We start from the raw sequence: 19,433 nt of genomic DNA, 5'->3' as shown, positions 1-19,433 counted from the left end.
ATTAGGCCGCGTTTGCGACTCTGTCCAGTTGGGCGCTCAACGTCGGCGCCGCGAACATGCCCGCGATCATGGCCAGCACAAAGACAACCCCGCCGATCCCGCCATAGCTGAGCGAGGCGAGGGCAGGCCCGGGACACAACCCGGCCAGCGCCCAGCCCATCCCGAACAGCACAGAGCCAAGGATCAGGCGGCGGTCCAGTTCGGGTGGGGTGGGTTTTGGAAACTGTCCGCCGGTCAGGGGGCGTCGATGGGTCGTCAAGCGCCAGGCGATCAGCATCGGCAGGATCGCACCGCCCATCACAAAGGCAAGCGTTGGGTCCCATTGTCCGAAGAAATCCAGCCAACCCTGTACCTTGGCGGTGTTGGTCATGCCGGACAGCAGCAGGCCCGCACCGAACAGAGACCCCGCGAGAAGGGAAACGAGCCCACGCATCAGATCACCTCCCAGACATGGCGGAACAATGTGATCGTCACAACGCCGGCCCCGATATAGATCAGTGTGGCCACAATGCCGCGCAGTGAAAAGCGTGAAATCCCGCAGACACCGTGGCCGGAGGTGCACCCATTGGCGATGCGTGTTCCGACGCCCACAAGCAGACCGGCGATGATCACTACGGTGAAATTGCTGGTCAAATGTGTTTCGGGTGCTGGAGAGAGCAGGGGCCGCAGCAACAGGGGCGTCCCAATCACGCCCGCCAGAAAGCTCAGCCGTTCCAGCGAACGGTCGCTTTGGTCGACCAACCCGCCCAGAATACCGCTGGCCCCCATGATGCGACCGTTGCCCAACAGGTAAATGGCGGCGCCAAGGCCAATCAGAAGGCCTCCGCCAAGGCCCCAAATCCAGTCTGTATGCATTTTGTGTCCTTTGCCGTTCGCGGCCAGAGGTTCAGAGCTTGTTCAGGGGAAGCTTCAAAAACACGTCACCATGTTCATCCGCCGGAGGCATCTGCCCCGCACGCATGTTGATCTGCAGGGACGGCAGGATCAGACGCGGCATGGACAGCGTTGCATCCCGGGTGTCGCGCATCTCGACAAATTCCTCGATCGAGCGGCCCTGACCGATATGAACATTCAGCGCCTTCTGCTCGCCAACCGTCGTTTCCCAGGCATATTCATCGCGCCCCGGTGCCTTGTAATCATGGCCGACAAAAACCCGTGTCGCATCCGGCAGCGACAGGATTTTCTGGATCGAGTCATACAGCATTGCAGAGGACCCGCCTGGAAAGTCGCAGCGTGCCGTGCCGAAATCCGGCATGAAGAGCGTGTCGCCAACAAATGCCGCATCGCCGATCACATAGGTCAGGCAGGCGGGCGTATGTCCGGGCGTGTGCAAAACGTCACCGCGCATCTGACCGACGTGAAAACTGTCACCTTCGCGGAAGAGGGCGTCGAACTGGCTGCCATTGCGCTGAAACTCGGTGCCTTCGTTGAAGATTTTTCCGAAGGTTTCCTGAATGGTTACAATCTGATCACCGATACCGATCTTGCCGCCCAATTCCTGCTGCAGGTAGGGCGCCGCTGACAGGTGATCCGCGTGGACGTGGCTTTCCAGAATCCAGTCGACCCGCAGATCATTTTTGCGCACATGGTCAATGATCTGATCGGCCGACCGTGTGCTGGTGCGACCCGAGGCGTGGTCGAAATCCAGAACACTGTCGATGACCGCACAGGCAAGGCCTTCGGGCTCTTGCGTCAGATAGGAAACCGTAAAGGTCTCGGGGTCGAAAAAAGCTTTTACTATGGGTGTCATGTTGCTCTCCGCCAGTGCCGTCATTTCATATATTAATTACGGAATATGTTATAATCAACAAGCATAATTTGATGCTGGTCAAGGCACTGAAGTCTCACTATGGGTAAAATTTAGTCAATCCGCTTTTGGACAACCGGAGCGGCAGGACAAACAGGCGGATTCTCGCGCGATTTTCGGGTAATCTCTACCGGTCTTAAAATGGTCACATATATCGGAGTAAATGAAGGCATTTGGGAGGATGAAGATGTCATCAATCAATTTATACTCGGAAGCTGAACAACTTGAAAAGAAACTTAACGGCGCATGCCTGGATACGCGGCTGGCCCTTCAGCCAAGTGTGACCAAAGTGATTGATCGGATGCGTCAGGAGGGTATGCACATACCGTCGCGCCTGCGGCAACTGGATGCGGCCCTGTGCGAAGATGCCATGGAAGCGCAGTTTGATAATCTGCCGGTTTAGGCTGGCAGGTTAACCAAAGGAAATCCCCAGGATTACCACCATCAAGCCAATCACTGACAGAAACAACGACGCCAGATTCCACGGCAGAACACCCTGAACAACGGCGCGCAGCTCTTCGTCCGAGAGGCCGGATTTGCGCGCTTTCATCACGTGTGCAATACACCAGACCAGGCCCACAAGCCCGGCAAGCGAAAGGGCGGCACCGCCCCAGGTGATGAATTCGAACATGGTTCCCCACATTTGCTTGTCACGTTCCTCTGCGCTTAGCCGAGAACCTCTGCGCATACAAGCCCGCCTGCGATTGGGCGCTTGCGGCGCGGGCGGTGGCAATGTATCCGGCATATTGCCCGCTGCCAAAGAAACAGAAATTACCCTCTGGGAGAGACGTAAATGGATGACATGACCGAAGATCAGGCCTCTGCCAACTATCGCGTAACCGCAGGCGAACTGCGCCAGTTTATCGAACGCTTCGAACGACTGGACGCGGAAAAGAAGGATCTGGCGGAACAGCAGAAAGAGGTGATGGCCGAGGCCAAAGCCCGCGGCTACGACACCAAGGTCATGCGCAAGGTGATCGCTCTGCGAAAACGCGACAAAGACGATATCGCCGAGGAAGAAGCCGTACTGGAAATGTACAAGGAAGCGCTGGGCATGAGCTGAGGCGCCTAACGAGTTTCCTCAGTTGTGCGGCAAATGCGTGTCCCTCGGGGAAAGCGCCCATCCGGGGCACGCACCATGAACCGCTTTTCCCGGTCTCGAAGGCGATGAAGTAGCTGCAACTTGGGTCATCATTTTTACCAGTCGCGCGTGATACGGGGCGGGCTCCGATCCGGATGCCCACGCAATTCCGGTTTCCCAGGACGCGATCAGGGCTTTAGAACCCGAACTCCGGGAATTGCGCCAAGCCGTTCAAGATCCTGCTCATACAGTTCGGAAAACGCGTCGACGATCTCAGTGCTCCAACCGGGCAGGTCCAGCTCTTCTTCGATTTCTTCCGGCTGAGCATGTTCTTCGAATATTCGAGCCATGTTTTCGTGCAGATCCGCCTTGCTATGTCCGGCATCCGGATCGGTCAGCGTCAGCACTTCGTTCCGGCCTGTTTCGTCCAGCAATGAAAGCAACAGATCGTGCTCACCTTCCAAGGGCGTGTCTTTGTCAAGGCCAGCCAGGGCACGGATGATATCGCCCCAGATAAAGGGGGTGTCTTCGTTGCTCCACAATGTAATCTGAACATTGGGTGCTAGATCCCGGATGTCCTCGATCATGCCAATCCAGCTCAGGCAGCTCAGATCGGTATCCCGAATTGCGTTGGTGCGCGCTTCCTGAGGCAGAGACATCAGCAGTTTTGGGACAAAGCTGCCGGGATTTCTCAGCCCCATGAACAGCTCAACCTGGTGATCGTGAAAGCCATGTTCCAGCAAGGCCAATCTGCGGCCTGCAAGAGGGTACAATTGCCCGTCCCGCAACGCCGATTCCAATTCACCGGCAAAACTGCCGTTTGAGTATACTGCGCGCCGGTTGTCGTCGCCGCCCGGCAGAATACTATTGAAACTTGGCTGGACGGGGAACGCGTCCGGTTCGGATTCGAGCTTGTCAAATGCCGGCTTGAACGCGCGGTTGTATCGTCGTGGGCCAAAAAAAGTGACACCGTGTGTCGCCAAGGCGGATGCGTTTTTTGTCAACGAGGCCAACACCCGACCTTCGTCGGTAAAAGCTGCGCCCGCGTGGATAGCAACCTGCATTTTCGGTTCTTTTCCTTGCTTTTTGCCCCGCTTGTCGGGTTACAGTCTGCGACCGGAACAGTCAAACCCGCGCCATCGTGGACAGAGCGATCTTTGTGCTATCAGGAATCCGCCAATCCCTAAGTTAAGATAAAAATATGGGCTTGCAGTCCACAACAAGAGAAAGTAATCGACACCCAGTGCCCCTATAGCTCAGCTGGTAGAGCAACTGATTTGTAATCAGTAGGTCCGCGGTTCGAGTCCGTGTGGGGGCACCATTTTTATATTTAAAGACAAAGACTTAAGTCCGCACAGGTAGAGCGATTTTTTTTGAAGAATCACAACTGTGCGAAAACTATGCGAGATTTTGATCGATTGGTCAGTAATTTTGCGTCTGAATCGTAGGTGAATTTGTCCGCAGTCGATAACAATGCCCAACGATCTCCCATCTTTTGTTCGATTTTCACACGCTTGGGTTGTATTCTGATTAGAGTAAAAGAGATATAATCAGTTGGGCTAGCGCGGCTCAGCAAGTTGACTATCCCGCAGGGCTTGTCGTGGCGTTTTGTTGCTAAGATGAAGTTATTAATTGATTTTTTTGAAGACCCGGCAGGAAGAATCTGGTTGCCAACAGATAAGTCAAGAGCCAGAGTGGCCACCGTATTTCGGTGAACTGTGCGTAGTTATTGATCAAAGAAAAAAAGAGGTGAGCCATGTCGCTGGACGAAGAAATCAAACGGGCAAGAAAAACAGTAGTGACAGATGGCTACGACATGTCCATCGGCGAAGTCGTAAATCTTTATAAAAATGAAGAGCTCGTTATCGATCCGGTATTCCAACGACTCTTTAGATGGGATGATGAGCGAAAAACTAGGTTTATTGAATCTCTCATACTTGGAATCCCGGTGCCTCCGATTTTTGTCTACCAATCCGAAGATGGTGTTTGGGAGCTAGTTGATGGATTGCAGAGAATTTCGACCGTTCTACAGCTTACTGGAGATCTGAGAGGTGATCGGTCCGAAGAGTTGGGCCCGTTGGTTTTGAACGGGACTAGGTTTTTACCGAGCCTCAATGGTCGGCGCTGGGAACCTTCCGATGAAGGAGCCGAAGATGGACTGGGGCGGGCATTGCAACTGGAAATCAAGCGCGCGCGTTTGCGTGTTGAGATCCTAAAATCTGATAGCGACGATACTGCCAAGTTCGAACTGTTCCAAAGGCTCAATACTGGAGGTGCAGGTCTGACCGAGCAAGAGGTAAGAAATAGCATGGCTGTTTCCCTCAATCGCGATTTCTACGACTGGCTTATTTCCAGATCAGAAGATCAAGACTTTAAGACTTGCACGAACCAGACGGAAAGAGCTTTGGAAAGCCAAATTGGAGTCGAGCTAGCGCTACGCTTTTTTGCGTTTCGCGGTATTCCATACCAACCTGGTTTGGATGTCCACGAGTACCTGGATGGGGCGCTGCTTCAGATGGCAACAGGAAATGCGTTCGACTATGAATCTGAAGAGTCTGCGTTTAACAGAACGTTCCAATTTCTCGCGGACGCCTTAGGCAGTGATGCTTTCAAAAGGTGGAATGGTAACTCGTTTACTGGAAAATTCCTAATGTCTGTCTTCGAAGTCACTACGAAAGGCGTTTCCGAAAACATCGACGCGATTGAGGGGCTTGGCGATCAAAGAAATGCGTTCATTGTCGCAAAGTGCAAGGCTCTTTGGGACAACGAGGTGTTTGCTCAAAACTCGGGCGGAGGCGTTCGGGGCACGACTAGGTTGTCAAGATTGTTGCCAATGGCAGTCAATTTTTTTGCGCCTTGAGACATCGGCGATGGGTAAGGTTCGAACCTTGGAGCAGCTCCAAGAGATTTTAGACGAAGAGATGGGATGGCGCATCAAGGAAATTGGCGCATTTCGTATTTCTTCTAAATCCGCCGGTGACAAAAGCAGGCACTTCGTGAGAGCCGGTATAGCGTTGCTGTATGCTCATTGGGAAGGTTTTATAAAAAACGCGTCCGAAAGATACCTTGAGTTCGTGGCTAGTCGCGGGCTGACCTACGGGCAACTCTCGAGTTGTTTTGCGGTTTTTGGATTGAAAGGGAAACTCAACAATCTGGTAGAATCGAAGAAATCTCGTTTAAACGTTGAGGCATTCGAATTCATCACGCAAGAATTGGGAAACAAGGCGAAACTTCAGCTAGCCGATGCGATCAATACTGAATCCAACCTGACTTCCACAGTTTTTGCCAACATTGCTCGAAGCGTCGGCATACAGATCGATAAGTATGAAACCAAGTTTAATCTAATAGACGAGAGTTTGGTGAACCGGAGAAACAAGGTTGCTCACGGTGAATTTCTTGACGTCAACAATAAAGAATTTGAAGATTTGGTCAGTGAGATTTTGCTGTTGATGAGGTGGTACAAAACCGACATACAAAACGCCGCTTCACTTGAAGCGTATAAGTTCCAAGATGAGTAGCGTTGTTCAAACTAACAAGTTGCAGCGCCAGTTCCGAGTTGAGCGATCCAACGTATATGCTCCAAGTATCGCGAAAACTTCATAGACAACCAACGCCGGCGACCAAAAGCAGCTTGCCGTTGATCGTCGGTGACATAGTACTAGAGGAGATAACGATGACATTAGAGGTTAGAGCGGGTTTCTCGATATGATAACCTCTAACTAGTTGTTATTAAACGGTATTTTTCAATTTCCCGAAATCCCCATTGCTCGACTGCCCAACCTCAGTCTACTTCTTTGCTTGTAAACGATAACAGTTTGGAGCTGAAGAAATGCACAAAATTAAGCAAGGATATCTGAAGGCAAAAGGTAAGCATGCCGTAACTTTGATATGGGGCGAGGATTCGTGCCGCCGCTACAGGCAGGGAGAAAAAGATAAAGCTGTGCTGAATGAACATGGAAAGTGTCGTACCTACGAATTCCAAACGCTTTCCGAGTTAAACGCCTTTTTGTGGGGCGTTGAGGAAGCATTTGAGTGGTTCGATTGGGAGCATTACGAAGAAGACTAATAAAAGTCTTTCAAGGGCTTGCTAGTCAACAGCAAGCCCCTTTTTGTCCAATCAGCTTTTGATTAGTTCGGAAAGCGGAGTATTGGTGAACGTTGAGATGTCGATTAGGTCCAGAAGTTCTACTTCCGAAATGCCCTTTTCGATTTTCCGAAGTTTTAGCGATGACCATCCAAGAGCAACAGCTGTCGTGTGAACATCAGCATTGATCTTTAAGCGGTGAGTGCGAAGCTGAAGCCCCAAGAGTATATGTTGCTTGCTTAACGCCTTCTTTGTGCGTTGGCCGCGCGGCCTTAACACGACGCAATTTGCGTTTAGGATTTGCGCTACCCTGCGCTCTGTAATGCCGTAGGAGCGAGACAATTCTGTGATCTCCGTTCCGTCCTGGTAGTCTTGGCAAAGACAAGTGTCGCGACTGGCAGTGTTCATTTTCTGTTCAACCTCAAGATGATTAACCGGTCTGGCCTACTACGTAGCTTTTCTGATTGACCGGATTGTCCGGATTGTCCCAAAGCTGTGCGGAAACTGTGCGCTGGGACTGTCCGATATGGCCCAAAACGGCTCCATTGGCCGATTTGATTTAACTTTAATATCAGAGAGTTAAGTGGCCAAAGGGTGAATTTCGGGAAATTTTGTAATCAGTAGGTCCGCGGTTCGAGTCCGTGTGGGGGCACCACTTTTCAAGAGACTGATGTGAATGGGTGCTGGCTTTTGTGACCGGCAGGCTTTAGTGAGCACTGCAGTACGCAAGTGCGGTGAAGATCGTCAAATCAACACTGTAGAATCTGAAACGAATTCAATTTCCCTTCTGTGCGAAATGGCGGGCACAGGTGATTGCCGACCCGGTTGGCGGGAAGGTTCTATCGGTTCCCTTTGCAATGGTCCACTTAGCGGCTTTTCAATCAGTTTGGTTGGCAGTAAGAGGTTCCAGACGTCACCGGCCGCGGTGACGCGCGGATGTGGCGAAACTGGTAAACGCAAGGGACTTAAAATCCCTCGTCCTAGGACTTGCGGGTTCGATCCCCGCCATCCGCACCACTCACCCTGTCAAACGGGGAAACCCAACTGAGTGATCAGGCGCCAGATGTCGCGGTTTGCAGCCGAGAGCTGTGCGACAATGTCTTCGATTTCCTGAATGGCCTTCTCGTCAACGGTGTCTTCGCGCCCCAGTTTGATGTCGGTCTTTCGATCCGCGATGCGCATCAGGATGGTCTTGGGGTTTCCGCTGTCAGCATCGAACGAGTAGATGCAGTGATTGTACCTGTTTCGGATAAAGGACAGTTTGCTCAGTCGTTGGGTGTGTTCCAGGATCGGATCGCGGATCTCGGCCGGCCGGCCTTCCATCTTGGCCAGACGCTCGACCAGATCGATCCGGGCGCGTGTGGTGTTGAGGGTCAGGAAGATGATGACCGAGACATCCTTGTTGGTGCCGCTCAGGCCGGCAATCAGGTGGATCAACAGGCTTTCCGTGTTGGTCCACATGTAATTCAACTTGCCGACCAGCAAGATCAGGCGGTCAAAACGGGATTCGAGTGTTTCAGTCAACGGTCTGGCCGTGCGTTTGATCTGCGGTCACTTCGAAATAGAACTGCGCAGCCGCCGTTCTGTTGCTGACACCAATCTTGCCCGCAACATTGTGCATGTGCAGCTTTACCGTGTGTTCGGTAATCCCGAGGTTCGCCGCGATGATCTTGTTGCTTTGGCCTTTCGAAACCAATTGCAGTACCTGCTTTTCACGTCGCGTCAGCCGCGAATAAACCGGATGAGGTTCCCTTGGCTTCGATGGCGGCTCTGCGCGGCTTTCGCTCAGCAGGCGGGGTTTGCTGTGAGGGCGGCGGGGCGCAGAGACGCAATCGGCCAGAAAGCTGGGCAGGTAAAGCTCTTCATGCATCAGTAATCGCAGGATCGAGCGCCACACATCCGGCGCAACGTTCATCGGCAGGTATCCGATATCTCCGAACTGGGCCCGGTCCCAGGCCTCGAACAAAGTCCGTGCGGCGTCTTCTTTGCGGTAAGCAAAAGCAATGCAGCCTGTACCGGCGGCCTCGGTATAAGCGCTCGGACGGGCAAGCAGATCATCCAGCATGATCTGATCAACCACCACCACCGTGCCAGCCACCGATCCCGGCTCTCCTGCCGCTTTCAGATCGGCGACGTCCTCATAGCGGTGCGCGGACACGCCGAACTCCGACTGAACACTCCGTAGAGTTTGATTGGAATAGAAGAGTTCTTTGCCGATGAAGTTGATCGAAAAATCCTCGGAACAAACACTTATTTGGGCAACACTATCCTGCAACGGATTGCTCATTATTTCCCCCTATAAACACACGCCACTAAATCTGCGGCGAAATCGTAAACAACACGCGGAGCGTAAATTAACGGTAAATTAACTGCTATTGCATAGTAACTATACCTGAAAGTCTATTTTTCATCAACATTCCGTGTTGTCCTGCCGATAGGGACTAGAACTTTTGTATAGGTTCATCATCGGTCCTCTCGTAAAAGTAGAGCAAAAATATGGTTTTAACCGATTGGCCGAATTTCCGCCGCATTTTCGTGTCTACGACCGGCTTTTCCCGGTAATTTTCCAAATTTTTCGATTAAAATCAGCATGATAGCCTGTCTAATGCTTTAGGGCAGCTATTCAGCCTGCCTTCCTGCTGCAACCATGATCCTGCTTCAATTTGGGAAGCAATGTTCCTGACGTGCCTGCGAATCGCGCATTTACGCGACTTCTCAATTCAGCGGGCGACACATCGGCTTAGCCGGGAAAGGGAGGTGGGAGACGAATTCACTGAACAAGACCGCATCATGCGCGTGTTGCGCTTGAATGCATAAATTTTGTTTCAACTGCGCCAGTAGCCGTTTTGTAGATGAATGACGGTCGGGCGCTTAAAAAGTGGAATTTTGAAATGGCTAAACGTCAACCGTATAATAATACCGCAATCGGCGAAGTGAATGTCGACAAGGCCTATGTTCCGGTCAAAGCAGACGTGGATATCAAGCACGCTGAAATTGATGCTGATGTGAACAAGCAAGACAACGACAACAGCAATGATCAGGACCAGGGCCAGCAACAGGGTCAGCTGCAGGGTCAGAAGACCGACGTTGACAACAAGAACGACGTTGACAACAAGAACGACAACGACGTGAGAAACGACAACGATCAGGGTCAGGGTCAGGACCAAGGCCAAGGCCAGAAGCAAGCCCAGAAAAACGGCGACAATGACAACGACAACTCCAACGAGGTCAATATCGACTTCGGTGGCGGCGAATGGATTCCGCGCGACGATGATCAGATCGATGTCGATCTGAAAAACGTTGGTGAAGTCGATGACATCATCTCTGTTGGCAACGATTTTGATTATGATCCGGGCGACGACCTGAACCTGGACATTTCGCTGAACGGTGAAGGCAACGACATGTTGTCGATCAACAAACAAATGGCCAATCTGAATGACGATGACCATCTGGGTATCGCCAGTGTCTCGAATGAAGGTGGTTCTTTCTCGCAGTCAGGTGACGCCAATGGTGGCTATGCCTATGCAGACGAAGGTATCGGATCACAGGCAGACGGAGGAAACTCCGGTGACGGTGGTTCAACCGAAGGCGGCAAGGCTATCTCCTTCACCAAAGGCGGTGAGGCCTTTGCTGGTGGCGGCCATACCGGCGATGCCGACGCTGATGCAGATGCTGGAAACGGCGGTAACTCGGGTGATGCAACGACCCTGGGTCTGAACGTTGGCAAAGCTGCAGCAGCTGCCGATGGTGATGGTAGCGGTGGCGATTCCGGCGATGCGGCCAGCGCATCCGAAGCCAACAACGCCGGCTCGTCCGACGTGTCGGATGTCGATGGCGACGGTGGTGACGGCGGAACTGCTGCATCGCTGGGCCTGGGTCTGGGTCTGTCGAATGCTGACAACGACGGTCAGTCGACCGGTGGCGAAAATGACAGCGTCGCGCTTGCCAAAGGCGGAGCAATTGCTGCCAACGATTCATCGGCTTACGGCGCAGATGGCGGCGACAGCGGTGCCGGCAACATTGGTCTGGCGAAAAACGATGCCGAAAGTGAAGCCGAAGGGAATGACAACGCTTCGGGTGGCAACCTTGGTCTCGGACTCGCGGGTGCTGGTGCCGGAGGTGCTACAGACACCGATGGCGGACCCGGTACTGGTGGCGCTGGTGACGGCGGCGAAGGCAGCGGTGCCATGGGTGATGGCGGCGACGCCAACGGCGGCGGCGGAAATGCCGGCGATGCAGCCCAGATCGATGGTGCTCTGGCGTCGAACCACCAGCTCAATGGCCTGGGTGGTCTGAACCTGGGTGGCGCAGGCGCCAGCAACGGCGGTGGTGACACCAACGATGGTGGTAACGTCAACGCAGGTGGCGGTGAAGCGGGCGAAGGCCGCGGCGGCACCGGTATCGGTGGTGACGGTCCTGGCGGTGACGGCGATGGCGGTAATGGCAATGGCGGTAACGTCGATGCTGACGCAGACGCCCAAGGCGTAGGCGATCAGGACGCGACCGGTCCGGTTGTTACCCCGACTGCTGGTGATGTCATCGGTACGGCCCGCAACGATCAGGACGCGGACTCGGAAGCCGGAAACGGTGGAACCAACGAGACCGACGGTACTGCGGATGCGGACGGAATCGGTACTGCGAAGGCTGATGGCGTCGGCGGCGGCGGTGGCGCACTCGATCAGGATGCGACCTCCACCGGCTCTGGTTCTGTTGATGCCGACAACGACGCCGGTGACGGCGGAGATTCCGAAGTATTCGCGAAAGCGGACACTGACGGAAGCGCAGACAGCCTGGCGTCGGCGATCTCGGGTTACGGCGGTGCCGGCAACTCGGACAACGATGCGACAGCGACCGGATGGGGCAAATCTGAAGGCACATCCGAGTCGGGCGTCGGTGGCGGCGGCGGTGCTGCTCAGGCATTCGGCGGAACCAGCGGTAACGCACACGGGTTCGCTGAATCGGGCAACACCTTTGGCGGCGCTGTTGACGGCGGCAACGCATGGGGCTCGAACTCGGGCGCTGGTGGTGCCGGTGGCAACGCTGGAACCTGGGGCTCGAACAACGGTGGCGACGGCATCGTGAACGGCGAGTCGCACGCATCGGCTGCTGCGGTAGTTGACACATCGGCCTTCAACCAGTCGATCGTCATGGGGGCCAACGTTCTTGGCAACGATGTCGATACCACGATGGTTGGCGGTAACATGTCGTCCAGCTACTCCAGCGACGACACCGACGTTTAAACGGAAACAGAGCCCGCTTCGGCGGGCTCTTACCCCTTCCAAGAAAACGCCGGGGCCGCACCAGGCGGCCTCGGCCCAACTGAACCTAATCCGGAAATTTCAGGCCGGGGCGGGGAAAGGAAAACAAAAATGTCTCTCGACAGTATTACGGAACAGATTGCACATTTCGTTGGAACATTTGAGTTAACGACCGAGCAGGCCCGGTGGCGTGATCAGTATGAAGAATTTGTTGCTCTGAGACGGAAAGCGGAACTTGAAGAACTGGAAGATCCGACACGAGTTCAGGTTAAAGCGCAATTGAAGATGGACCCGGGTGACTATGACCCGCTGCCCTACAAATTCACCGGCGTGAAAGCCGACGTACCCCCACCACCTCCGATCCCTGGTCCGATCGCGGACTCCGGCGTGTCCTCTGGCCCCGCATTCGGCCCGGATGCATATTTTCCCGATGCGTATTTTGCGGCCATGACGCAGATCAACATTGTCATGAAGCCGGTTTTCATTACCGAACTGATCGGCTCGGCAGTGACATATACGGTCCAGAAAATTCACCTGAATGACAACGACACCGTGGGCGAAGGGGATTTCCGCGACGTCGAGGCGCTGATGGCGCAGGGTGAGGGGATGTTGCAGGCGGCGCAGTCCTTGCACGCGATCTCAACCCCGTCGATTCATATTTTGGATTACCAGACCGGCGAAGCGGTCGAGCTTTTGCTGGATCAGATCTATTCGCCCGTGAATGTCGAAGTTGACGGTGTCACGGTGCATCAGTTCCTGGGTGAGGGCGCCACGGGCATGATCGTGAACGGCGAGCATGTCGATGAAATGCCTGATTTCCTGGAATTGATCCCGGAACACCACAAAGCGGACATCGAGGAAGAAGAAGAGGACGAGATCGCCGAGGCGTTGCCCGCCGAGTGGGATCAGTCTGAAGACCCCGAATTCGAGGACGGCCATTCCGTCGTCGCGGGCGGCAATTGGGCCGTCAACGAGGTTTCGGTCTCTGTTGGTTGGGTTGACGCACCCAATATCGTGGTTGGCGGAAACTCGGTGAACCTGACCGTGGTAAGCCAGGTCGCCGTTGTTGTGGACGTCGACGAAGGTGAGGATGGCGTCCAGAGTGAAACGCATGTGGTTCAGGCATCAGAGATCAGTTCTGAATCGAGTGTTGCCCCTTGGTTGGAAAACAATGTCGCCGACGAGGAAGGCGAAGATCCGATTGTCATGATCGACTGGATCAGCGGCGACCTGTTGGTGACGAATTTCATCCAGCAGCTTATCGATGCCACGGATATCGATCAGATTTCTACTGAAATCACCGCCTCGTCCACCGCATACACGTTGGGTGATAACATCATGACCAACGTGACCAATATCCTTCAGTTGGGCACGTTCTATGACATGATCATCATCGGCGGTGATATGATCTCGATCGATGTTGTAAGCCAAACCATCGTGTTGATGGACAGTGACGTGGTTCATGGTGCAAGCCCGACCGAAGCAGAAGACAATCTGGTGATGAACCAGGTTTCGTTGACGGCCGAGGGTGAAGATACCCACGAAGCGCTGAGCCAGAATATGGCCAGTACCATTGGTATGCAGGAAGTCGATTCCGACGCCCTGGAAGACGCGCTGCTGAACGATCCGATGTTTGCCGGGACAGAACTGATCCGGGTTCTCAAGATCGAAGGCGACCTGTTGCAAGTCAACGTGATCGAACAGGTCACCGTGTTGCAGGATGATGACGACGTTTATGTCGAAACCCCCGGCGGGCAAGAGGTTTCCGCCCTGGGTGCCGGCAACGCCCTCCTGAACTCGGCCAATGTGACCAAGATTGGCGTCGACTCTGTCGTTATGGCGCAGGAAGAAGAATATTCAGAAGTGATGTTGCATCAGGCAAGCCTGATCGACAGCCCGGAAGAGGAAAACAGTGAGTTGGCCAACGAAGCGATCGCGATCCTGATGGAAGAGGTCGATGCCGCAGGCGGCGCCGAAAATCTGGCTGGCGCGTCCACTCTTACCTCTTCTGAAATGGCAGCCATCGACGACGGCCTGCAAACTATGCTAGCGTAGTAACCCTGTTTGTTACGAGTGACCTGAAAGTTTTGACATGTCGATTGTTTTTCCGTCGCGCCCGAGTCGATACGCCAGCCCATTGGATCGTAACGGCGGCGGCGTTTCAAAACCGCCTAGCGCGGGCCAGTCTGATAAGAAATCTAATAAAACCCCCGGATTACGCCTTAGCGAAGATTTACGCATCAGTGATCCGCAAGACGGTAAACGGGAGGCAGTCGCCCAAAGCGATGCGAGCGCCGAAAATACCGTGAAAGCAAAACCAGCTCATCTTCAAACGAAAGAGGAACCGCAATTGCGCGCCGGACCTCCCCCCCGGCGCAAGCAGCCGCAGCCTGCCGAAGACAGTGACCAACAGGGCAGCGGTGCTGGGGTGGCCAATGCTGAGAGCCCCGATCCCGAACCCGTCAACAAGACGAGCGACCGTATACCCCCCGCGTCGCGCTCGAATGGCGGTGATCGCATGGGCACCACTATCGAGGCCAAAGCAAATGAACCATTGCTGCGCAGCAATTCAGGTGGCGGCGATGGGAAAGGGCCACCCCAAACATTTCACAAACGGACCCCGCCAGAGGATTTTCGCAAAACACTGCGCACCTCGTTGCGGGCGATCTATCGCAATCTGGCCTTTGTGCTGGTTCTGACCTGTGCGACGAACATCCTGATCCTAGCGATTCCGATCTATCTGTTCCAGATCAGTGACCGTGTTCTGACCAGCCGGTCGCTGGACACGCTGATCATGCTGACGGCCATTGTCGCCGGGGCGGTGATTTTCCAATCGGTCTTTGACGCGGTGCGGCGGTTCATGCTGATGCGGACCGCGGTCGAAGTTGCCGCCCGTCTGGGCGCCCCGATCCTCAGCGCGGCGGCTCATGCCTCGCTGCATGGCACCGGGCGCGAGTATCAGACCCTGGGCGACCTTCAACAGGTGCGCGGATTTCTGGTTTCGGGGACGTTGATTTCGTTCCTGGATGTGCCTTTCGCCCCCTTGTTCATTCTGATGATCTTTATGGTGCATCCGCAGCTTGGGGTGATCGTGATCGTGACGGCCCTGCTGCTGATGACGATTGCATTCATCAACCAGCGCATGACGGCCAAGCCCTTTGCCGAGGCCAACAAGGCGCAATCCATGGCCAACATGCATCTGGATTCGATGTCGCGAAACAGCCAGATCATCAATGCTATGGCCATGATCCCCGAGGCCGTGCGCATCTGGGGTCGCGACACCGCGCAATCCCTGACATGGCAGGTTCGGGCGCAGGACCGGAACGTGATATTCGCCGCCATTTCCCGGGCGGTGCGTTTGCTGACGCAGATCACCATTCTAGGCTGGGGCGCGTTTCTGGCGCTGCAGGGCGAGATTACCGGTGGTATGGTCATCGCCGCCTCGATCATCGCGGGCCGTGCTTTTGCTCCGATCGAAGGGTCGATCGAAGGGTGGAACAGTTTCCTGCTGACGCGCGGGGCCTTTGGCCGGATCAATCAGCTGTTGTCCAACTCGGCGCTGCAATTTGAAAAGCTGCGTCTGCCGCGCCCCGAAGGTCGACTGGATGTTGAGCGCCTGCTTTACGTGCCCGGCGGCACCAAGCGCGTCGTGCTGAACGGGATCAGTTTCTCGCTGAATCCGGGCGAGACGCTGGCAATCATTGGCAATTCCGGTGCGGGCAAAACCACGCTGGGCAAAACGCTGGTCGGGTCGATCCTGCCCACATCGGGCAGCGTCCGTCTGGACCTGATGGATATCCGCAACTGGGATCCGCGTCAGTTTGGCGAAAGCATCGGCTATCTGCCGCAGGACGTGCAGTTGTTCCCCGGAACCATCAAGGACAATATCGGCCGGATGCGCTCGGACGCGACGGATGAACAGATCCACGACGCCGCCGTTCTGGCTGATGTGCACAACATGATCGCGACGCTGCCGCAGGGCTATGAAACTGTGGTGGCCGCAGACGGCTCACCGCTGTCGGGCGGTCAGAAACAGCGCATCGCGCTGGCGCGGGCCTTCTTCGGCAATCCGCGTATGGTGGTGCTGGACGAGCCGAACTCGAACCTGGATGTTGCCGGCGACAAGGCGCTGGCAAGGGCCATCGAACAGGCGAAAGAAAGCAAGATTACCGTGGTGGTAATCACGCAGAAGCCGACGCTTTTGAACGTGGTCGACAAGATCATGCTGCTGACGGATGGCCGGGTGGCGCTGTTTGGCCATCGCGAACAGGTTCTGCAACAATTGAACGGGCCGCGTAACAATGCGCCCGGCATTCAGAAGCAGTAAGGGGGTGCGATATGAATGAACTGGTACCCGTGAACAACGACCCCAAGGATCCGACGGTCTGGTACGCCGAGGTACCGCGTTCGATCAATCGTCTGATCGTTGTCGGATTTGTCCTGCTGATTGCGTGCTTTGGCGGTTTTGGCGTCTGGTCCTTCCGTGCGCCTCTGGCGGCTGCGGTGATCGCGCAGGGCAGCTTTGTCGCCACCGGTCGCAACAAAATTGTTCAGCACCTGGAAGGCGGCATCATTCAGGAAATCCAGGTTGTCGAAGGTCAGTCCGTCAAAGCCGGACAGGTGATGATGACGCTGGACCAGACCTCGGCCGAGGCCAATGAGCGCGAATTGTTCATTCGTAAAATCCGCCTGCAGGCGATGTCGGAACGCCTGAATGCGGAATATGACGAAAAACAACGGCTGGAGTTTTCCCCGAACCTGATCACCGCTTCGGATGATACCGAAGTGTTGAGCATCCTTGACGGGCAGAAGATCACCTTCGACTTGTCCCGCAAGACCCTGTTGAACGACATCGCATTGCTGGAACGCAATATGGAAGCTCTGCGCATTCGCTCCAGCGGGTTCCAGGCGCAGTTGGAGAGCATGGTGCGGCGGTCCGAAATCCTGCAGGAAGAATTCGATACCAAGCAGGCGCTTTTCGAAAAAGGGCTGGTGCGCAAGGGCGAGTTGAACACCATTCGCCGGGTTCAGGCCGAAGCCGAAGGCCAGCAGGCGCGGCTGGCGGCCGAGGCGGCTGAAATCAGCCAGATGCTGTTGAAATACGAAGAACAGATTTCCCGGACCCGGGCAGCCTATCGTGAGGCGGCCCTGGACGAGCTGGGCGTGATCGAAGCCGATCTGGAAAGTGTCCGTGAAAAAGCCCGTCAGGCCCGCAGTGTTCTGGACCGCGCGGTCGTGCGGGCTCCGGTGACTGGCACGGTGGTGCGGCTGCACTATCACACGCCCGGTGGTGTGATCGAAACCGGTGAACCCATTGCCGAGATCCTGCCCGCCGACGCCCCTCTGATCATCGAGGCGCAAATCCCGCGCACCGAGATCGATAGTGTCGTGACCGGGCAGGACGCCACCGTGCGTCTGGTCGGCCTGAACCAGCGGACGACGCCGGTGCTGCAAGGTCAGGTATTCTATCTGTCGGCGGACTCGGTGATCGAGGATTCCGCCGGTGCGCCGCAAGAGGTTTATCTGGCGCGTATCTCACTGGAACCCGAAGAGATCGAGCGCGTGCGGGGCTTTATCCCGACCCCAGGCATGCCCGCCGAGATCATGATCCAGACCGAAGAGCGCACATTCGCAGCCTATATCGCGAAACCTGTGACAGACAGCATGTCGCGCGCCTTCCGCGAACAGTAACGGGCTGGCCAAAAGACCTGCCCGTACCCTCTGCTAACGAGACTACCCTCCGGTGATAAGTGCCGGAGGGTATACTTTGATCTTGAGGATCAGGCGTTCAGAAACGCCCGGATGGCGGCTTCGAACTCGCGGGGTTTTTCGGCGTGCAGCCAATGGCCCGCGCCGGGAATTTTCGCGATTTTGGCAGCCGGAAACAGCGTGCGGATCAGATCGCGATGCTCGGGCAGGACATACTCCGAGTCTCCGCCCGACAGGAACAGCGCCGGGCCGCCCCACGACCCGTCCAGTTCCGGAAAGCCCATGATCTTTGGCATCTCTTCTGCCAGAACATCGAGGTTCAGCAGCCAGCGTTTCCCCTTGATATCAAGCGATTGCGTGAAAAAGCTCTGCAATGCCGGTTCGACGCCCTGATCGGCCAGCTGTTGCGCCGCGTCCGATCGCCGTTCAATCGCCGAGAAATCGACGGCGCGCATAGCCTCGATGAACTGGATCTGGCTGTGCGTGTAGGTCACCGGCGCGATATCGGCGACCACTAGCTTGCGCAGCAGATGCCCATGTTGCAGGGCCAGCGTCATCGCCGCCTTGCCGCCCATCGAGTGACCCACCACGTCGGCCTTGCCGCCGAAATGTTCGATCACCTCGGCCAGATCATTGGCCAATTCGGGATAGTTGTGCTGATCGGTCCACATGCTGTAGGCGTGGTTGCGCATGTCTACGGCCACAACCTGCCGCTCATCCGCAAGACGCCGGGCAATTACTCCCCAGTTCCGGGCTGAACCATATAGCCCATGGGCAATCAGCAGAGGTGGGTTCGCGGTCGGTTCGCCATGTATGATCGTGTTCAGCATGCGGCTGTGATACCCGCCGCGATCAGAAACAACCAGCCCCATTGTCGCCTTCGCCTAGGGGGGGTAAGTTGGCAGCCTCGGAGGCCCCGCCATGTCGGAAAGCATAGATATCCAAAGCCAGATTGCGCAAACGGTTCAGTTGCTGCGCAAGAAACTGGGTGTACGAGACAAGACGCTGGCGGACTCGATCCGCAAGGCCAAACGGCTGCTGCCCCGCCGCATTTACAAACAGGCGTTGATGCTGGCGAATGCTGAACCGATGGCGGCCCATCCCAAGCTGCGGCTGGTGTTGGATACCCCCAAACTCGTGCGTGCATCAGAAGAGGTTCAGGCCCATCTGAGCGGGATCAATCGGGCTGACCGGCGGCTGGGGTGGTTCCTGGGAATGCTGGGCGGACTGGCGTTCAACCTGCTGGCCCTGTTTGTGCTGCTGATCATTTTCCTAAAGTGGCAGGGTTTTATCTGATCCGCCAAAAAAGAACGGCGCCCATAAGGCGCCGCTCAGGTCTTTAGATTTCGCTATCTTACAGGTTTGGATAGATCGGGAATTTGGCGCAGAGGTCTGCGACCTCGGCCTTGACCTTGGCTTCGACGGCGTCGTTGCCGTCCTCGCCATTGGCGGCCAGGCCGTCGACCACTTCGATGATCCAGTCGGCGATCTGGC

The 19,433-nt window shown here is 55.4% G+C and carries 18 protein-coding genes, 2 tRNA genes and 1 pseudogene; 12 read left to right on the top strand and 9 right to left on the bottom strand.

Annotated features, from left to right (window positions below; all coding sequences use genetic code 11):
• Position 1 precedes the first annotated feature (1 nt).
• Genes ACOQFT_RS08395 through ACOQFT_RS08385 form a run of 3 tightly spaced genes read right to left on the bottom strand, consistent with a single transcriptional unit; the run spans position 2 to position 1,750 of the window.
• Complete coding sequence (locus ACOQFT_RS08395; RefSeq protein WP_421597489.1) at positions 2 to 433, bottom strand: DUF6691 family protein; 432 nt, start codon at positions 431 to 433, stop codon at positions 2 to 4.
• Positions 433 to 855, bottom strand: coding sequence for a YeeE/YedE family protein (locus ACOQFT_RS08390; RefSeq protein ID WP_421597488.1), 423 nt, complete (start codon positions 853 to 855; stop codon positions 433 to 435). The genes ACOQFT_RS08395 and ACOQFT_RS08390 overlap by 1 nt, the downstream gene beginning before the upstream one ends.
• A gap of 31 nt (positions 856 to 886) precedes the next feature.
• Complete coding sequence (locus tag ACOQFT_RS08385) at positions 887 to 1,750, bottom strand: MBL fold metallo-hydrolase (protein WP_421597487.1); 864 nt, start codon at positions 1,748 to 1,750, stop codon at positions 887 to 889.
• A 244-nt stretch (positions 1,751 to 1,994) separates the two neighbouring features.
• Between ACOQFT_RS08385 and ACOQFT_RS08380 the strand changes: the two genes are divergently transcribed.
• Positions 1,995 to 2,210 carry a hypothetical protein gene (locus ACOQFT_RS08380; RefSeq protein ID WP_421597486.1) on the top strand — a complete coding sequence of 72 codons (216 nt, stop codon included), beginning with the start codon at positions 1,995 to 1,997 and terminating at the stop codon, positions 2,208 to 2,210.
• Positions 2,211 to 2,219: 9 nt separating this feature from the next.
• Here the strand turns inward: ACOQFT_RS08380 and ACOQFT_RS08375 are convergent, their stop codons facing one another.
• The gene (locus ACOQFT_RS08375; protein WP_170445090.1) at positions 2,220 to 2,438 is read right to left on the bottom strand and encodes a hypothetical protein; all 219 of its coding nucleotides are present in this window, start codon (positions 2,436 to 2,438) and stop codon (positions 2,220 to 2,222) included.
• Positions 2,439 to 2,600: 162 nt separating this feature from the next.
• Between ACOQFT_RS08375 and ACOQFT_RS08370 the strand changes: the two genes are divergently transcribed.
• Complete coding sequence (locus tag ACOQFT_RS08370; protein WP_170445087.1) at positions 2,601 to 2,870, top strand: DUF2312 domain-containing protein; 270 nt, start codon at positions 2,601 to 2,603, stop codon at positions 2,868 to 2,870.
• Positions 2,871 to 3,076: 206 nt separating this feature from the next.
• Here the strand turns inward: ACOQFT_RS08370 and ACOQFT_RS08365 are convergent, their stop codons facing one another.
• Positions 3,077 to 3,952 carry a hypothetical protein gene (locus tag ACOQFT_RS08365; RefSeq protein ID WP_421597485.1) on the bottom strand — a complete coding sequence of 292 codons (876 nt, stop codon included), beginning with the start codon at positions 3,950 to 3,952 and terminating at the stop codon, positions 3,077 to 3,079.
• A gap of 181 nt (positions 3,953 to 4,133) precedes the next feature.
• Here ACOQFT_RS08365 and ACOQFT_RS08360 point away from each other — a divergent pair.
• The 5 genes from ACOQFT_RS08360 to ACOQFT_RS08340 all read left to right on the top strand — a co-directional run bounded on the left by ACOQFT_RS08360 (position 4,134) and on the right by ACOQFT_RS08340 (position 7,989).
• Positions 4,134 to 4,209: transfer RNA gene (locus tag ACOQFT_RS08360), tRNA-Thr, on the top strand.
• Positions 4,210 to 4,644: 435 nt separating this feature from the next.
• Positions 4,645 to 5,748, top strand: coding sequence for a DUF262 domain-containing protein (locus ACOQFT_RS08355; protein WP_421597484.1), 1,104 nt, complete (start codon positions 4,645 to 4,647; stop codon positions 5,746 to 5,748).
• 10 nt (positions 5,749 to 5,758) lie between these two features.
• Entirely contained in the window at positions 5,759 to 6,406 is a 648-nt protein-coding gene (locus ACOQFT_RS08350; protein WP_421597483.1) for an MAE_28990/MAE_18760 family HEPN-like nuclease, read from the top strand.
• Between the two features lie 311 nt (positions 6,407 to 6,717).
• Positions 6,718 to 6,954, top strand: a complete 237-nt coding sequence (locus ACOQFT_RS08345) for a hypothetical protein (RefSeq protein ID WP_421597482.1) — start codon at positions 6,718 to 6,720, stop codon at positions 6,952 to 6,954.
• A gap of 950 nt (positions 6,955 to 7,904) precedes the next feature.
• Positions 7,905 to 7,989: transfer RNA gene (locus ACOQFT_RS08340), tRNA-Leu, on the top strand.
• 9 nt (positions 7,990 to 7,998) lie between these two features.
• Here the strand turns inward: ACOQFT_RS08340 and ACOQFT_RS08335 are convergent.
• Complete coding sequence (locus tag ACOQFT_RS08335; protein ID WP_421597481.1) at positions 7,999 to 8,496, bottom strand: hypothetical protein; 498 nt, start codon at positions 8,494 to 8,496, stop codon at positions 7,999 to 8,001.
• Positions 8,489 to 9,259, bottom strand: coding sequence for a helix-turn-helix transcriptional regulator (locus ACOQFT_RS08330; protein WP_421597480.1), 771 nt, complete (start codon positions 9,257 to 9,259; stop codon positions 8,489 to 8,491). Before ACOQFT_RS08330 ends, ACOQFT_RS08335 begins: the two co-directional genes overlap by 8 nt.
• A gap of 604 nt (positions 9,260 to 9,863) precedes the next feature.
• On the opposite strand from ACOQFT_RS08330, the gene ACOQFT_RS08325 reads away from it, so the two are divergent.
• The 4 genes from ACOQFT_RS08325 to ACOQFT_RS08310 all read left to right on the top strand — a co-directional run bounded on the left by ACOQFT_RS08325 (position 9,864) and on the right by ACOQFT_RS08310 (position 17,921).
• On the top strand, positions 9,864 to 12,212 hold the full coding sequence (locus tag ACOQFT_RS08325) for a hypothetical protein (protein WP_421597479.1): 2,349 nt from the start codon (positions 9,864 to 9,866) through the stop codon (positions 12,210 to 12,212).
• A 129-nt stretch (positions 12,213 to 12,341) separates the two neighbouring features.
• Positions 12,342 to 14,285 carry a type I secretion protein gene (locus ACOQFT_RS08320; protein ID WP_421597478.1) on the top strand — a complete coding sequence of 648 codons (1,944 nt, stop codon included), beginning with the start codon at positions 12,342 to 12,344 and terminating at the stop codon, positions 14,283 to 14,285.
• A gap of 37 nt (positions 14,286 to 14,322) precedes the next feature.
• Positions 14,323 to 16,557 (top strand): type I secretion system permease/ATPase, encoded by a 2,235-nt coding sequence (locus tag ACOQFT_RS08315; protein ID WP_421597477.1) that lies wholly within the window; start codon positions 14,323 to 14,325, stop codon positions 16,555 to 16,557.
• A gap of 11 nt (positions 16,558 to 16,568) precedes the next feature.
• The gene (locus ACOQFT_RS08310) at positions 16,569 to 17,921 is read left to right on the top strand and encodes an HlyD family type I secretion periplasmic adaptor subunit (protein WP_421597476.1); all 1,353 of its coding nucleotides are present in this window, start codon (positions 16,569 to 16,571) and stop codon (positions 17,919 to 17,921) included.
• 89 nt (positions 17,922 to 18,010) lie between these two features.
• On the opposite strand, the gene ACOQFT_RS08305 is transcribed toward ACOQFT_RS08310, so the two are convergent.
• Positions 18,011 to 18,811: an alpha/beta fold hydrolase gene (locus ACOQFT_RS08305; protein WP_421597475.1), complete on the bottom strand. Its 801-nt coding sequence runs from the start codon at positions 18,809 to 18,811 to the stop codon at positions 18,011 to 18,013.
• Between the two features lie 49 nt (positions 18,812 to 18,860).
• Between ACOQFT_RS08305 and ACOQFT_RS08300 the strand changes: the two genes are divergently transcribed.
• On the top strand, positions 18,861 to 19,235 hold the full coding sequence (locus tag ACOQFT_RS08300) for a hypothetical protein (protein WP_421597474.1): 375 nt from the start codon (positions 18,861 to 18,863) through the stop codon (positions 19,233 to 19,235).
• A gap of 58 nt (positions 19,236 to 19,293) precedes the next feature.
• Here ACOQFT_RS08300 and glyA read toward each other — a convergent pair.
• Positions 19,294 to 19,433, bottom strand: a pseudogene (glyA, locus tag ACOQFT_RS08295) (serine hydroxymethyltransferase); the annotation flags it as partial.

The sequence above is a fragment of the Ruegeria sp. MALMAid1280 genome (assembly GCF_049195285.1).
Taxonomy (GTDB): Bacteria; Pseudomonadota; Alphaproteobacteria; order Rhodobacterales; family Rhodobacteraceae; genus Ruegeria.
Note: the sequence above shows the minus strand (reverse complement) of the source record. Positions and strands in the feature narration are given on the sequence as shown.

What these genes read in the sequence shown, in the direction of transcription:
- ACOQFT_RS08325 (WP_421597479.1), top strand. Translation starts at nt 9,864, where the DNA reads ATGGCTAAACGTCAACCGTATAATAATACCGCAATCGGCGAAGTGAAT.
- ACOQFT_RS08375 (WP_170445090.1), bottom strand. Translation starts at nt 2,438, where the DNA reads ATGTTCGAATTCATCACCTGGGGCGGTGCCGCCCTTTCGCTTGCCGGG.
- ACOQFT_RS08395 (WP_421597489.1), bottom strand. Translation starts at nt 433, where the DNA reads ATGCGTGGGCTCGTTTCCCTTCTCGCGGGGTCTCTGTTCGGTGCGGGC.
- ACOQFT_RS08320 (WP_421597478.1), top strand. Translation starts at nt 12,342, where the DNA reads ATGTCTCTCGACAGTATTACGGAACAGATTGCACATTTCGTTGGAACA.
- ACOQFT_RS08380 (WP_421597486.1), top strand. Translation starts at nt 1,995, where the DNA reads ATGTCATCAATCAATTTATACTCGGAAGCTGAACAACTTGAAAAGAAA.
- ACOQFT_RS08315 (WP_421597477.1), top strand. Translation starts at nt 14,323, where the DNA reads ATGTCGATTGTTTTTCCGTCGCGCCCGAGTCGATACGCCAGCCCATTG.
- ACOQFT_RS08305 (WP_421597475.1), bottom strand. Translation starts at nt 18,811, where the DNA reads ATGGGGCTGGTTGTTTCTGATCGCGGCGGGTATCACAGCCGCATGCTG.
- ACOQFT_RS08310 (WP_421597476.1), top strand. Translation starts at nt 16,569, where the DNA reads ATGAATGAACTGGTACCCGTGAACAACGACCCCAAGGATCCGACGGTC.
- ACOQFT_RS08355 (WP_421597484.1), top strand. Translation starts at nt 4,645, where the DNA reads ATGTCGCTGGACGAAGAAATCAAACGGGCAAGAAAAACAGTAGTGACA.
- ACOQFT_RS08370 (WP_170445087.1), top strand. Translation starts at nt 2,601, where the DNA reads ATGGATGACATGACCGAAGATCAGGCCTCTGCCAACTATCGCGTAACC.
- ACOQFT_RS08365 (WP_421597485.1), bottom strand. Translation starts at nt 3,952, where the DNA reads ATGCAGGTTGCTATCCACGCGGGCGCAGCTTTTACCGACGAAGGTCGG.
- ACOQFT_RS08345 (WP_421597482.1), top strand. Translation starts at nt 6,718, where the DNA reads ATGCACAAAATTAAGCAAGGATATCTGAAGGCAAAAGGTAAGCATGCC.
- ACOQFT_RS08330 (WP_421597480.1), bottom strand. Translation starts at nt 9,259, where the DNA reads ATGAGCAATCCGTTGCAGGATAGTGTTGCCCAAATAAGTGTTTGTTCC.
- ACOQFT_RS08300 (WP_421597474.1), top strand. Translation starts at nt 18,861, where the DNA reads ATGTCGGAAAGCATAGATATCCAAAGCCAGATTGCGCAAACGGTTCAG.
- ACOQFT_RS08385 (WP_421597487.1), bottom strand. Translation starts at nt 1,750, where the DNA reads ATGACACCCATAGTAAAAGCTTTTTTCGACCCCGAGACCTTTACGGTT.
- ACOQFT_RS08390 (WP_421597488.1), bottom strand. Translation starts at nt 855, where the DNA reads ATGCATACAGACTGGATTTGGGGCCTTGGCGGAGGCCTTCTGATTGGC.
- ACOQFT_RS08350 (WP_421597483.1), top strand. Translation starts at nt 5,759, where the DNA reads ATGGGTAAGGTTCGAACCTTGGAGCAGCTCCAAGAGATTTTAGACGAA.